This window comes from Citrobacter telavivensis, assembly GCF_041807075.1.
Taxonomy (GTDB): Bacteria; Pseudomonadota; Gammaproteobacteria; order Enterobacterales; family Enterobacteriaceae; genus Citrobacter_A; species Citrobacter_A telavivensis.
Genome location: NZ_JBGUBF010000001.1, coordinates 83402 through 98606, shown reverse-complemented (window position 1 = coordinate 98606; position 15205 = coordinate 83402). Strand labels below are relative to the sequence as shown.

Sequence of the window (15205 nt, the reverse complement as noted above, 5' to 3'; positions counted from 1 at the left end):
TCATTAGGCTCCTCAGGCTTTACAGCTTTCTGGCTTCCCTCGTATGTTGAATATAATTGTGAGCGAATGACAATTATCAACAGGATACAGCCATGACATTCACTACGGACTCACTCGCCGCCGTACTGGCTCGACGCGACTGGGAAAATCCCGGCGTCACACAGCTTAACCGTCTGGAGGCACATCCTCCTTTTGCCAGTTGGCGCGACGCGACTGAGGCGCGAGACAATCATCCCTCATCATCGGTTCGTAGCCTGAACGGTGCGTGGAAATTTAACTGGTTCGCCTCGCCGGAAGCGGTGCCGGAAAGTTGGCGACTGAGCGATCTGGATACTGCCGATACGATCGTTGTGCCATCAAACTGGCAGATGCACGGCTATGACGCGCCAGTTTATACCAACGTAACCTATCCGATCCCGGTCAATCCGCCGTACGTGCCTCATGAAAATGCAACAGGTTGTTATTCGCTCACATTCAATATCAACGAAGCCGAACGTCGCGATGGACAGACGCGAATTATCTTTGATGGCGTGAATTCCGCCTTTCATCTCTGGTGCAACGGACGCTGGGTGGGCTACGGTCAGGACAGTCGCCTGCCGTCCGAATTTGATCTCAGCGCGTTTCTGGTCAGCGGTGAGAACCGTCTGGCGGTGATGGTGCTGCGCTGGAGCGATGGCAGCTATCTGGAAGATCAGGATATGTGGCGGATGAGCGGCATCTTTCGCGATGTCTTCCTGTTAAATAAACCCGCCACCCAAATCAGCGATCTACGCATCACCACCCACCTCAACGAAGATTTCAGCCGGGCATTATTGACAGCCGACGTCAGCATGCGCGGTGAGTGGCGTGACTGTCTGCGGGTGACCGTTCAACTGTGGGATGGCGACGTGCTGATGGGCGAAAGCACCGCGCCTTTTGGCAGTGAGATTATTGATGAGCGCGGTGCCTACGGCGATCGCGCGACTCTGCGTCTGAATGTTGACAATCCTTCACTGTGGAGCGCCGAAACGCCGCATCTTTATCGCGCGGTCGTACAGCTGCATACCGCTGACGGCACACTTATTGAAGCCGAGGCCTGCGATGTCGGCTTCCGTCGGGTGAGCATTGAAAACGGCCTGCTGTTGTTGAACGGTAAACCTCTGCTGATTCGCGGTACCAACCGGCATGAACATCACCCTGAAAACGGCCAGGTGATGGACGAAGAAACGATGGTGCAGGACATCATTCTGATGAAACAGAATAACTTTAACGCCGTGCGCTGCTCCCACTATCCGAACCACCCGCGATGGTACACGCTCTGCGATCGCTATGGTCTGTACGTGGTGGATGAGGCCAACATCGAGACCCACGGCATGGTGCCGATGAATCGCCTGAGCGACGACCCGACCTGGCTGCCCGCGATGAGCCAGCGCGTGACGCGAATGGTACAACGCGATCGCAACCATCCGAGCATTATCATCTGGTCACTGGGGAACGAATCGGGTCACGGCGCCAACCATGACGCACTGTACTGCTGGCTGAAATCAGAAGACCCGTCACGCCCGGTGCAGTATGAAGGCGGCGGCGCGAACACTGCGGCGACGGATATCATTTGCCCGATGTATGCCCGTGTCGATCAGGATCAGCCGTTCCCGGCGGTACCGAAGTGGTCAATCAAAAAATGGCTGTCGCTACCCGGTGAGCAGCGCCCGCTCATCTTGTGCGAATACGCTCACGCGATGGGCAACAGTCTGGGAGGGTTCGCCAAATACTGGCAGGCGTTCCGTCAGTATCCACGTTTGCAGGGAGGTTTCGTCTGGGACTGGGTCGATCAGTCGCTGATTAAATACGATGACAAAGGCAACCCCTGGTCCGCGTACGGCGGCGACTTTGGCGACACGCCTAACGATCGCCAGTTCTGTATGGATGGACTGGTGTTTGCCGACCGGACACCGCATCCGTCGCTGTATGAAGCGAAGCACGCGCAGCAGTTTTTCCAGTTTACGCTTCTACCGGGTACCGAACGTAAGATTGAAGTCACCAGCGAATACCTGTTCCGCCATAGCGATAATGAGATCCTGCACTGGTCGATTGCACTGGAAGGCAACCCAATAGCCACCGGGGAGATCCCGCTTGATATCGCTGCGCAGGGCCGTCAGGTTATCACCCTCCCCGACATCGCGCAGCCTGACAGCGCGGGTCAGCTCTGGCTAACGGTGCGCGTGGAGCAACCGCAGGCAACCGCATGGTCGCCCGCCGGTCATGTCAGCGCCTGGCAACAGTGGCCGCTGGAGGAAAAACTGAACATCATCTGCTCGCCGCGAGCCCGTACTGCGCCGCAACTCAGCGTCACTGATGCGGCCTTTCACGTGACACTTCGCACGACGCGTTGGGAATTCTGCCGTCAGCAGGGCACGTTAACGCAATACTGGATTGGCGATGAAGCCCAGTTACTGACACCGCTGAGCGATCGGTTCACCCGTGCGCCACTGGATAACGATATTGGCGTCAGTGAGGCGACCCGCATTGACCCCAATGCCTGGGTCGAGCGCTGGAAAGCCGCCGGGCATTATCAGCTCCAGGCGGCACTGCTGCAGTGCGATGCCGACGCCCTTGCCGACGCGGTACAGATCGCCACCGTTCACGCCTGGCAGTATCAGGGCAACACCTTGTTTATTAGCCGTAAAACCTGGCGTATCGACGGCCACGGCGAAATGCAGATCGCCGTTGATGTCGATGTCGCCAGCGGTACGCCGCATCCGGCACGTATCGGCCTGACCTGCCAACTGGCGCAGGTAGCAGAACGGGTCAACTGGCTGGGGCTCGGTCCACATGAAAACTACCCGGACCGCCTGTCTGCCGCCTGTTTTGACCGCTGGGATTTGTCACTGGATGAGATGTATACACCGTATGTCTTCCCGAGCGAAAACGGCCTGCGCTGTGGTACGCGGGAACTGAAGTACGGTGCGCACGTCTGGCGTGGCGACTTTCAGTTCAACATTAGTCGCTACAGCCAGAAGCAACTGATGGAAACCAGCCACCGTCATCTGCTGCAACCGGAAGCCGGGAGCTGGCTGAATATTGATGGTTTCCATATGGGCGTCGGTGGAGACGACTCCTGGAGCCCATCGGTGTCGCCGGAATTCCAGTTGAGCGCCGGGCGTTATCACTATCGGGTTAGCTGGAGTTAAGTGCCTGATGGCGCGGCTTGTTCTGTAGGCCGGATAAGGCGTTTACGCCATCATCCGGCAACGGTGCCATAGCGTTGCCTGATAGCGCTATGCTTGTCTGATCCGCGCAGGGATCCGGGAATTAGACGATAATCAGCCGCTTGAACAGCAGTTGCTGCACATCCTGCCGATGCGCCAGAATCGCATGGGCAGTGACGTGCGTTCCTTCGATGGAATACAGAACGCGGTAACCGGCTGCGTGATTAAATTCGCGATACTTTGCGCAGCCAATCTTTAACAGCTCAGGGCAAATCTGGCTCCCCGCAGAAGACTGACCCACTACCTTTTCAAACTGCGTAAGAATATCGGTAATCACCGGGCGCGGCTCAATCTCTGCCCGACGGAGGTGAAGAACAATATCGTCGATACAGTGTCTGACCGTCAGCGTATACTCAAAAGTAATCTTATGTTCCATTTAAGATCCTTTATTGATGGGGATTTCCCCTCAGTCAGCGATATCATCCAACAACTGATCTTTGGTGAATACACGCCCATCTGTCTTATCCTTTTCCGACAGGGTAAGCAATTTCAACAGCGCGATGGCGTTCTCTCGTTCCTGCTGTTGGTCGTAAGACTCAATAACATAAGCCGGCACGCCATTCTGTGTCACCAGGATGGGTTCAGAGAGATCGAGCGTCGCCGCATTTTTTTTAATATAACTAATGGTTTCGACTTTCATCGTCAGTTTGTCCTGGTCTCTTAACGGTTCAAATATAGACCATATTCAGACTACCAACAAGCACCGTCCGTCTTCTGGCCCGGCAGCACAGCACCACCGGGCCCTCAGGTTACTCTTCCATCGCCTGGCGTATTTGCTGCAGCGCCGCCGGATCGTCAAGGGTAGTGAGATCGCCCGGATCGCGGCCTTCACAAATCGCCTGGATCGTGCGGCGGAGCATTTTGCCGGATCGGGTTTTCGGCAGTTGCGAAACAAACCAGACGTGAGCGGGACGTCCAAAGTTGCCAATTTGACTGTCCACCAGCGCCATGATCGCCTTCTCTTCCGAATGCGCCACGTCCGGATCTTCGAGGCTATCGCTCTGTTTGGGAATGACAAACGCCACCGCCACCTGCCCTTTCAGCGCATCTTTCACCCCCACTACCGCCACTTCCGCCACGTTCGGATAGCTGGAGATACTCTCCTCGATTTCCCGCGTGCCCAGTCGATGCCCGGCGACATTAATCACATCATCCGTACGTCCGAGGATGAAGTAGTAGCCGTCGGCGTCGCGAATCCCCCAGTCAAACGTGGCATACACCTGACGGTTAAACAGCGACCAGTAGGTATTCACAAACCGCGCGTCGTCGCCCCAGATGGTCTGAATACAACCGGGTGGCAACGGCCCTTCGATGACCACCATCCCCTTCTCGTTGGCACCGCAAGGTTCGCCGGTTACCTCATTGAGCAACTGCACGTTATAGCCGTACATCGGCACGCCGGGGCTGCCGAGGCGCGATGGACGGTCATCCAGCGCACGGGCCAGCGCCATAATTGGCCAGCCGGATTCAGTCTGCCAGTAGTTATCGACCACCGGTACACCCAGCGTTTCGGTCACCCAACTTGCGGTCGGTTCATCCAGCGGTTCACCCGCCAGATAGAGCACTTCCAGTGAAGAGAGATCGTGATTGCGGATCTGCGCGGTTGGAAACTTCTTCAGCACGCGAATGGCGGTCGGTGCCGAGAACATCCGGTTGACCTGATATTTTTCGACGATTTTCCACCACACGCCGCAGTCCGGATACGTCGGCAGCCCTTCATACACAATCGTTGCCATTCCCGCTAACAGCGGCGCATAAACGATGTAGGAGTGCCCCACAACCCAACCGATATCCGACGCACAAAAAAACACGCCGCCCGCTTTGCCGCCAAAAATGGTGTCCATTGAGGTCGCCAGCGCCACCGCATAGCCACCGACGTCTCGCTGCACGCCTTTAGGTTTGCCGGTGGTGCCAGAGGTATAGAGAATGCAGGAGGTTTCACTGGACTCCAGCCACGTCACCGGCACCGTGGCGCCGAGATGCTGCTGGCGCAGAGTGGCAAAATCGAGATCGCGACCGGCCACGCGCGCCATTTTCGCCAGTCCCCGGTCCACCAACAGCACCTGTTTCGGCTGATGCTGCGCCTGATCGATCGCCTCATCGAGCAGCTTTTTGTAGGGCAACACTTTACCGCCGCGCGCTCCCGCATCGGCGGAGACAATCAGCACCGGCTTCGCGTCATCGATCCGCGCCGCCACGCTATGCGAGGCAAAACCGCCGAACACCACCGAATGGATCGCGCCAATCCGTGCGCAGGCCAGCAGCGTGATATGCGCCTCGGCAATCATCGGCATGTAGACCAGTACCCGATCGCCGCGCTGCACGCCGAGCGATTGCAGCATCGACGCCACCACGTTCACTTCGTCATATAACTGACTGAAGGTAAAGGTGCGTTCCTCTTCGGTCTCGGATGAGACGGCGATCAGCGCCAGCGCATCCGGTTGTCTGTCCAGCCAACGGTCAATGGCGTTATGACACAGGTTGGTAGTACCGCCGCAAAACCAGCGGGCAAACGGCGGATTGCTGTTTTCCAGCGTCCGGGTAAACGGCTGCTGCCAGTCGATGCGCCGGGCCTGCTCGGCCCAGAACGCCTCCGGTTGCGTAATGGAACGCTGATAAAATTCGCTAAAAGACATAACGCTCTCCTGTTGAACTTACGCCTGATGGGGCGGGCTCTAGATGACATAAAGGTCCATATATTCATTGACCGGCATCTGCTCCAGGCGAGTTCTGTCCAGGGAGACATCCAGGATGCGCTGCTGTTGGCGGGTCGGGAACTGACGCGCCAGGTTAATTTTGAATTTTTCGATAAGTTTAGGGATCCCATCGGTACGACGACGCGCGTGACCAATCGGATACTCCACCGCCACTTCGTCAAAACGCGTGCCGTCGGTAAATTCAAGAGTAATGGCGTTGGCGATGGCGCGTTTTTCCGGGTCGTGATAGTCCGCGGTAAACGTCGGATCTTCAAAGCAGTTCATCTTCTCACGCAGGGAATCGATACGTTTGTCCTGCGCCACATCGTCCTCATAGTCTGCCGCCGTTAAGCGTCCGAACAGCAGCGGGATCGCCACCATGTACTGAATACAATGGTCGCGATCGGCCGGGTTATTCAGCGGCCCCTGCTTGTCGATGATGCGAATGCAGGCTTCGTGCGTGCGAATGGTCACCTTCTCAATATCCGCGGCGCACTTACCTGCCGCCTGCATCTGTGCGTACAGGGTCATTGCCGCTTCGACCGCCGTCTGAGAGTGGAACTCCGCCGGGAAAGAGATTTTGAACAACACGTTTTCCATCACGTAGGAGCCGTACGGACGCTGGAAGCGGAACGGTGCTCCTTTGAACGAGACATCATAAAAGCCCCAGGTTTTCGCCGTCAGCGCCGAGGGATAGCCCATCTCACCGGTTTTCGCCATCAGCGCCAGACGCACCGCGCGCGAGGTCGCATCGCCTGCCGCCCAGGATTTACGCGTGCCGGTGTTCGGCGCATGGCGGTAGGTGCGCAACGACTGCCCGTCGACCCACGCCAGCGAAACCGCATTGAGGATCTCATCACGCGTCAGTCCCAGCAGTTCGGCGACCACGGCGGTGGAGGCCACTTTGACCAGCAGAACGTGGTCAAGACCCACGCGGTTAAAGGCGTTTTCCAGCGCGATACAGCCCTGAATTTCGTGGGCCTTGATCATCCCGGTCAGCACCTGTTTCATCGTCAGCGGCGCTTTACCCGCCGCGACCGCGTTGCGCGACAGCCAGTCCGCTGTCGCCAGGATCCCGCCGAGGTTATCGGAAGGATGGCCCCATTCCGCCGCCAGCCAGGTGTCATTGAAGTCGAGCCAGCGGATCATCGCGCCGATGTTAAACGCGGCCTGTACCGGGTCGAGCTGAAATTGGGTACCCGGCACGCGCACGCCGTTGGGTACGACGGTTCCCGGTACAATCGGGCCCATCAGTTTTTTACAGGCCGGATACTCCAGCGCTTCCAGACCGCAGCCCAGCGTATCGAGCAGACAGTAGTGCGCGGTGTCATATGCCACCTTCGAGGTGACTTCGTAGTTCATCACGTAATCAACGATATCAACGATTTCACGATCGAATTCCGGGCGAACATTCATTACTTGAGCTGACATTAGCGATATTCCTGTTTTTTATCGTTTGAAGGAGAATTAGTTACGCTGATCCAACGCGACAAATGCGCGGTCTTCCGGGCCGGTGTAATTGGCGGAAGGACGGATAATTTTGTTGTCCTGGCGCTGCTCGATGATGTGCGCCGCCCAACCGGTGACGCGGGCGATAACAAACAGCGGGGTAAACATTTCGGTGGGAACACCCATCATGTTGTAGGAAACCGCCGAGAACCAGTCGAGATTCGGGAACATCTTTTTCGTTTCCCACATTACCGTTTCCAGACGATCGGCAATGTTGTACATCTTCAGCGACCCGCCTTCTTCGGAAAGCTGTCTCGCCACCTTCTTAATGACCTGATGGCGCGGATCGGCAAGGGTGTAGACCGGATGACCGAAACCAATCACCACCTCTTTGTTTTCCACGCGTTTACGAATATCGGCCTCGGCTTCGTCCGGCGTTTCATAGCGCTGTTGAATTTCCAGCGACACTTCGTTCGCCCCGCCGTGCTTCGGGCCACGCAGTGCGCCAATCGCGCCGATAATCGCCGAATAGACGTCGGAGCCAGTCCCGGCAATCACGCGGCTGGTAAAGGTGGACGCATTGAACTCGTGCTCGGCATACAGCACCAGCGAAATGTGCATCGCTTTTTCCCAGCTCTGCGACGGTTTTTCGCCGTGCAGCAGATGCAGGAAATGGCCGCCGATGGAGTCGTCATCGGTTTCTGGCTGGATACGCTCGCCGTTGTGGCTGTAGTGATACCAGTAAAGAAGAATGGAACTGAGCGAGGCCAGCAGCTTGTCGGCGATATCACGCGCGCCGGAAACGGTATGCCCCTCTTTTTCCGGCAGCGTACAGCCCAGGGCCGATACGCCAGTGCGCATGACGTCCATCGGATGCGACGCCGCCGGCAGCGCTTCCAGCACGGTACGGACATTGGCCGGTAATCCGCGCAGCGCTTTGAGCTTGATTTTGTATGCCTGAAGTTCGTCACGGGTCGGGAGTTTTCCGTGAATCAGCAGATGCGCCACTTCTTCAAATTCGCACTGTTGGGCGAGATCGAGAATATCGTAGCCGCGATAGTGGAGATCGTTACCGCTTTTGCCAACGGTGCACAGCGCGGTGTTGCCCGCCGGTACGCCGGACAGCGCGACGGATTTTTTAGGCTTAATGACATGGGTATTATTTTGCAGGATCGTTGTGTCGCTCATGTTGTCCTCGTCATTATTATCATGTGTAGGGTATTGAGGGTTTTCGTCCAGGCCTGATAAGGCGTAGCCGCCATCAGGCACTGCCGGATGGCACTGCGTTTATCCGGCCCACGATTTCAGGTTCAGGGCATCCAGCTTCTCTTCGTACTGGTAGTAATTGATGCTTTCGTACAGTTCATTGCGGGTCTGCATGATGTCGATGACGCTTTTTTGCGTCCCTTCCTGGCGCAGCACGTTGTAGACCTTTTCCGCAGCCCGGTTCATGGCGCGGAATGCCGAGAGCGGATAGAGCGCCATTGCCACGTTAGCGCTGCGCAGTTCGTCGGTCGTGAACAGCGGCGTGGCGCCAAATTCGGTGATATTAGCGAGAATGGGAACCTGGACCGCATCGGCAAACTGGCGGTACATCGAAAGCTCCGTGATCGCTTCCGGGAACAGCATATCGGCGCCCGCTTCGACATAGGCCTGCGCACGATCGATCGCCGCCGCTAAACCTTCTACGGCCAGGGCATCGGTACGCGCCATGACAACAAAGTTGGGATCGGTACGGGCATCCACCGCCGCACGAATGCGATCGACCATCTCTTCTTTCGAAACGATCGCTTTATTCGGACGATGGCCGCAGCGCTTGGCACCGATCTGATCTTCGATGTGTAGCGCCGCCGCCCCGGCTTTGATCATCGACTTCACGGTGCGCGCGACGTTAAACGCCGAAGCGCCAAAGCCGATATCGGCATCCACCAGCAGCGGCAGCGGACACACGTCGGTGATGCGGCGAATGTCGGTCAATACGTCATCCAGGGTGGAGATCCCCAGATCCGGCAGTCCCAGCGAACCGGCCGCGACGCCGCCGCCAGAAAGATAAATCGCCTGATACCCGGCACGCTGGGCCAGCAGCGCATGGTTGGCGTTGATGGTGCCGACAATTTGTAAGGGGTTTTCTTTGGTGAGTGCAGCGCGAAACGCCTGACCCGGAGAATCCAGAGACATAGTCCATCCTCGTGTTATCAACTTGTTATTACCGTTGATTCACATAAAGCAAGGGCTATGCCAAAGGCTGTTTGCGACTGGTTATTTTAAATAACATTATATATAACAATAACATAAGATGATTCATGTCGCGATACGCAAAAATAAACGTGTCAGCTAACGTTTCATGAAACGCGTGCTGCTGTTTCATTGCAACAATTATGAAACAAGGCTACACCCAATACTCTGTCCTTTTATTTTGGGTTGGCTATGGCGACGACAAATCTTCCTCCGCGGGTGAATGATGACAAACCGGTTATCTGGACGGTCTCGGTCACACGACTGTTCGATCTGTTTCGCGACATCAGCCTCGAGTTCGATAACCAGGCGACCATCACCCCAATCCAGCTCGGCTTTGAAAAGGCGGTCGCCTATATTCGTAAAAAGCTGGCGACCGAACGCTGTGACGCGATCATCGCCGCCGGATCTAACGGCGCGTATCTGAAAAGCCGCCTGTCGATTCCGGTGATCCTGATCAAGCCCAGCGGTTTTGACGTCCTGCACGCGCTGGCAAAGGCGGGCAAACTGACCGCATCCATTGGCGTGGTAACCTATCAGGAGACACTGCCGGCGCTGATGGCCTTTCAAAAAACCTTTAACCTGCAACTGGAACAGCGCAGCTATATCACCGAAGAAGATGCGCGGGGACAGATCAACGAACTGAAAGCCAGCGGCATTGAGGCGGTGGTCGGCGCGGGGCTGATAACCGATCTGGCGGAAGAGGCTGGCATGACGGGTATCTTTATCTATTCCGCCGCCACGGTTCGCCAGGCCTTCAGCGATGCGCTGGACATGACTCGCCACACCCAGCGTCGTCACGGTCATTACGCGTCCGATCAGGCGCTGCGTACCCGTTATGAACTGGGAGATATTCGCGGCGAGTCCGCACAGATGGAGCAGGTGCGCCATACCATTATGCTGTATGCCCGTTCGCCAGCCTCTGTCCTGATTCAGGGGGAAACCGGCACCGGGAAGGAACTGGCGGCCCAGGCCATTCACCGGGAGTTTTGTACGCGTGCAGGCACGCGTGGCGACAAGTCGACCCATCCGTTCGTCGCAGTGAACTGTGGGGCAATTACCGAATCTTTACTTGAAGCGGAGTTGTTCGGCTATGAGGAGGGTGCCTTCACCGGGTCGCGACGCGGCGGCCGTGCCGGGCTGTTTGAAATCGCCCACGGAGGGACGCTGTTTCTCGATGAGATCGGTGAAATGCCGCTGCCGCTGCAAACCCGGCTGCTGCGCGTACTGGAAGAAAAAGAGGTCACACGAGTGGGCGGACATCACCCCATTCCGGTGACGGTGCGGGTGATTAGCGCCACCCACTGCAATCTGGAAGAGGAGATGAAACGGGGGCTGTTTCGTCGCGATCTGTTTTATCGCCTGAGTATTTTGCGTCTGTCGCTGCCGGCTCTGCGCGAGCGCCCCGCAGATATCCTGTCGCTGGCGGAAGGTTTTTTAAAACAGTCGCTGGCCGCGCTCTGTGTGCCGTTTACCGAGTCGGTGCGCGCCGGACTGGCGCAGAGCGCCTGCGTTCTGTTGCACTATCACTGGCCGGGGAATATTCGCGAGTTACGTAATATGATGGAACGGCTGGCGCTGTTTTTAAGCGTTGAACCTATGCCACAGATGGATGAGCACTTACTACAGCGGCTGCTGCCGGAACTGGCAGAGATTGAAACGCCGTCATTCCCGGTATCTTCAGCCACACCGCAGCAGGTACTGGCGCAGTTTAACGGTGATAAACGTGCCGCAGCCCGCTATCTGGGGATCAGCAGAACCACCTTCTGGCGCAGAATGAAAACCTGAATTGCCGGATGACGCTGCGCTTATCCGGCCTACACAGATTTATGACCCTGTAGACCGGTTCACGTCATCATCCAGCAACATCACGCATTACTTTTTCTTGTAAATATTGGCAGTGCCATGAATTTTGTTGTCGGTTTGACCGGAGGTCAGCACGACCACATCAGCACCTTTTTCCTCTGCTTTTTTTAGCAGATCTTCTTTCGCGTCCTGAGTGGAAGTTTCATTACTGGTATTGATGTTACCAATCAGGGTGTACTGCGACTCTACCTTCTCAAACTCAGCTTTTGTTAACAGCTCCGCTGCAAACGCATTTGTCGCCACAAAAGCCAACGCAGCAATCAAGACTTTATATCCAGTTTTCATACTAAAGCTCCAGGTTACGTTAAGACGCTATCATCACCCCTGAATCCATGTAGCGGTTCAAGGATGATTAATAACTAGTTCAGCTTCCAGGAAAAATCCAGGCCCTTTCCAGGATATGTTGATTTTGTGGTTTCAGCCTGCTCAGTACGATTTTCACGTTCGACTGTATAGTTTGTTTAATATAAATAAAAAGACAAAAAATCCTCACCCTCTATTTTCAATAAATTACAAAACGCCAATCAAATATCAATAAACGGTTCAAAACGATTTCAGTTAAGATTATTGTTAAAACCGACTCATATTTATTGGTAATAATCCTAAAAGCAACAAATGGCTTTCAGATAATTACCAATATAGAAATTGACACTCATCAAGATAATGATAATTAGTCAGTATAAAAATCTCAGAAAAAATGATTGCCGCGCGTAACTAAACACTTCAAATAGATAACATGATTAATATTTAACCTTTGCATCCATTCAGCCTGGCTTATCAAAAATCTCGTCTATCTTATTGTTTTTCGTTTTTAATTCGCACGATTCCTGGATGAAAAATGCCAACCAATTAATATTAGTAATCAATCAATTAGCAGTCACTTGAACATTTCCAACTAATTCATGACAGTTAATAGCCTTAACCTATCAATATCTCATGCAAATCGATTGTAAAACGATTACGTCATTTTTACTGCAACAAATAATATTAATAAGCATCAATATTTTATTCCCATGCGCGCCCCCGCGAATGACCGAATATTTAATGGGTCTTTCTTGCCCTTACATCGACGTAATATTTAAACTTAAGGAAGAGTCAATATATGAAAATAAATACAATACACCCCCCTGGCTCACTATTAGCCATTGCTATTTCAATTGCCTTAACACCCACAGCAATGGCTGATAATAGTATTTCTCCACCAACGGGCGTGGGTGATACCGTCATTATTAATAACGGCCAAAGTATTACGCTTTCCGCGACGGAAAATACCGATCCCGCATGGGATAATTTCCGCAGTCTCTGGGTCGGTAATAACTCTGACGGCTCGCTGCTGATCGATGGTCGGGATATCGCCACTTCCGCCGGTATGATAGGTAATGGCGCGAACGGCAGCGTGACGCTGACGAATGGCGCAACCTGGACGCTGGACAATCTGAATCTGGTGCTCGGGACCCATGATGGTTCAGGAACACTGCTGGTGAGTAACGGCAGTAAAATCAGCGGCATTGATGAACTGCGCATTGGAGAATATGCCGCAAATGCACAGGGGACGGTTACCATCGACGGTGCAAATTCGTCTGTCTCATCCGCCTGGAGCGTGGTCGGCGATCAGGGGCGCGGCAACCTGGTGATTACCCGCGGCGGCACCCTCTCCTTAAGCGAACACATGAACATCGGCTACGTCGGCAATACGAGCAGTACCAGTCGTAATGGCTATGGAGTAACCCTGGTCGACGGTGAAAACTCGCGGCTGGATGTGACAAAGGGCATTTATCTCGGCGGCTTCGACAGCACGGCATCCAATGACGCCACCGGTATTCTGACCGTCAGCAATGGCGCAACGGTCAGCTCGGGTAGCTTTATCTGGCTGGCGGTGGGACAAGGCAGCACCGGTATCCTGAATATCGGCGGGGCGAAGGGAGAAGCGCAACAGGCCGCGGGAACGTTGGATCTGCCGTGGATTTACCTTGGCAACACCAGCGGTATGAGCACGGCAGAACTCAACTTTAACCACAACAGCGATGACTTCGTGCTCTCGGCCAGAATCACGGGCGTTGGCGAAGTGAACCATTTCGGCTCGGGGACAACGACGCTTACAGGTGCCAACACCTACCAGGGCCCGACCCACGTCGCGAACGGCACGCTGCGCGCTGGGGTAGAAAATACCCTGAGTGCAAGATCGGATTACCGCGTGGACAACGGCGCGCAACTGGATCTTAATGGCTATTCGCAGACGCTGAACTCGCTGGAGCTGGCAGGCACGGCGACGCTCTCTTCCCCGTCGCGGGTGAAAGCGGCCTTTAGCCCAACCACGTTAACGATTAACGGCGATTATACCGGTAACAACGGCCTGCTGGCCTTACGCACCGTGCTGGGTGATGACCTTTCGCCGACCGATAAGCTGGTTGTGAAGGGGGATACCCACGGCACCACGCGCGTCAGCGTCAGCAACGCCGGCGGTAGCGGTGCCCCGACGATTGAAGGCATCCGCATTGTCGACGTTGAAGGCGCATCTAACGGCACCTTTGTGAAAGAAGGTCGTATTGTGGCGGGCGCATATGACTACGATATAGTGAAACGAGATAACCAAAACTGGTCTCTGACCAGTGTGGCATTGCCAGGACCGGTCCCCCCAACCCCGCCGGGCAACCCGAAAGAGCCCGTCGAACCCATGCCTCCAACAGCGGAAGGCCCGCATCAGTATCGCCCGGAAACCGGAAGCTATCTGGCAAACACCCTTGCCGCCAACACGCTGTTCACCACCCGCCTCCACGATCGTCTGGGTGAAACCCAGTACACCGACGCGTTAACCGGCGAGCAGAAGGTGACCAGCCTGTGGATGCGCCACATCGGCGGACATAACCGCTTCAAGGACGGTTCCGGGCAGATAAGCACCCAGAGCAACCGCTATGTGCTGCAACTGGGCGGCGACATTGCGCAATGGAGCACCGACGGTCTGGATCGCTGGCATCTGGGTCTGATGGCCGGTTACGCCAACAGCAAGAGCCGCAGCCATTCCAGTCTGACCGGATACACCTCTCGTGGGGAAATCAGCGGCTACAGCGCCGGTCTGTACGGCACCTGGTATGCCAACGACGCCGATAAAACCGGGGCTTATGTTGATGGCTGGATGCTCTACAACTGGTTTGACAACACCGTCTCCGGACAGGGACTGGCGTCTGAAAAGTATGACTCAGACGGTATCACCGCCTCTGTCGAGACGGGCTACACCTGGAAACTGGCCGAATTCAGCGAACGTAACGCGCTGTATGTTCAGCCTAAAGCCCAGGTGACCTGGATGGACGTGCAGGCCGATACGCACGTTGAGAAAAATGGCACCCGGGTCGTGGATAAAACCGACGGTAATCTGCAAACCCGCCTGGGTGTGAAAGCCTACCTGCAAGGGCATAACGCGATGGATGACGGCAAGGACCGCACCTTCCAGCCGTTTGTCGAAGCCAACTGGATCCACAACACGCAGAATTACCGCGTACAGATGGATGACATCAGCAACGACGTGAAAGGCACCCGCAACACAGGTGAACTGAAAGTGGGCGTTGAAGGCCAGCTTAGCCAGCGTCTGCAACTGTGGGGCAACGTTGCCCAACAGATTGGCGACAACGGCTACAGCGATACGCAAGGCATGTTAGGGCTGAAATACAGCTTCTGACCCTCTACCACCCGTGGCAACGCGGGTGGTTTTCTTCC

The 15205-nt window shown here is 55.3% G+C and carries 10 protein-coding genes; 3 read left to right on the top strand and 7 right to left on the bottom strand.

From position 1 onward, the window contains the following. Positions 1-92: 92 nt before the first annotated feature. Positions 93-3170 (top strand): beta-galactosidase, encoded by a 3078-nt coding sequence (locus ACERJC_RS00475; RefSeq protein WP_373670799.1) that lies wholly within the window; start codon positions 93-95, stop codon positions 3168-3170. A gap of 121 nt (positions 3171-3291) precedes the next feature. Here ACERJC_RS00475 and ACERJC_RS00470 read toward each other — a convergent pair whose 3' ends face one another. From ACERJC_RS00470 to prpB, 6 genes are all read right to left on the bottom strand, one after another. After that, positions 3292-3624, bottom strand: coding sequence for a type II toxin-antitoxin system RelE/ParE family toxin (locus ACERJC_RS00470; RefSeq protein WP_373670798.1), 333 nt, complete (start codon positions 3622-3624; stop codon positions 3292-3294). A 30-nt stretch (positions 3625-3654) separates the two neighbouring features. Continuing rightward, positions 3655-3888, bottom strand: coding sequence for a type II toxin-antitoxin system Phd/YefM family antitoxin (locus ACERJC_RS00465; protein WP_371895244.1), 234 nt, complete (start codon positions 3886-3888; stop codon positions 3655-3657). Between the two features lie 109 nt (positions 3889-3997). Next, positions 3998-5884 (bottom strand): propionate--CoA ligase, encoded by a 1887-nt coding sequence (prpE, locus tag ACERJC_RS00460; protein WP_373670797.1) that lies wholly within the window; start codon positions 5882-5884, stop codon positions 3998-4000. A 39-nt stretch (positions 5885-5923) separates the two neighbouring features. Then, on the bottom strand, positions 5924-7375 hold the full coding sequence (locus ACERJC_RS00455; protein WP_373670796.1) for a bifunctional 2-methylcitrate dehydratase/aconitate hydratase: 1452 nt from the start codon (positions 7373-7375) through the stop codon (positions 5924-5926). A 36-nt stretch (positions 7376-7411) separates the two neighbouring features. Further along, entirely contained in the window at positions 7412-8581 is a 1170-nt protein-coding gene (gene prpC / locus ACERJC_RS00450) for a bifunctional 2-methylcitrate synthase/citrate synthase (protein ID WP_152405727.1), read from the bottom strand. Positions 8582-8680: 99 nt separating this feature from the next. Continuing rightward, positions 8681-9571 carry a methylisocitrate lyase gene (prpB, locus tag ACERJC_RS00445; RefSeq protein WP_373670795.1) on the bottom strand — a complete coding sequence of 297 codons (891 nt, stop codon included), beginning with the start codon at positions 9569-9571 and terminating at the stop codon, positions 8681-8683. Between the two features lie 249 nt (positions 9572-9820). Between prpB and prpR the strand changes: the two genes are divergently transcribed. Continuing rightward, positions 9821-11416, top strand: coding sequence for a propionate catabolism operon regulatory protein PrpR (gene prpR / locus ACERJC_RS00440; protein ID WP_373670794.1), 1596 nt, complete (start codon positions 9821-9823; stop codon positions 11414-11416). Positions 11417-11503: 87 nt separating this feature from the next. Here prpR and yahO read toward each other — a convergent pair whose 3' ends face one another. Further along, a complete protein-coding gene (yahO, locus tag ACERJC_RS00435) occupies positions 11504-11779 on the bottom strand; it encodes a DUF1471 family periplasmic protein YahO (RefSeq protein ID WP_042324669.1) in 276 nt (91 codons plus the stop codon). 817 nt (positions 11780-12596) lie between these two features. Here yahO and ACERJC_RS00430 point away from each other — a divergent pair. After that, a complete protein-coding gene (locus ACERJC_RS00430; RefSeq protein WP_373670793.1) occupies positions 12597-15167 on the top strand; it encodes an autotransporter outer membrane beta-barrel domain-containing protein in 2571 nt (856 codons plus the stop codon). Positions 15168-15205 lie beyond the last annotated feature (38 nt).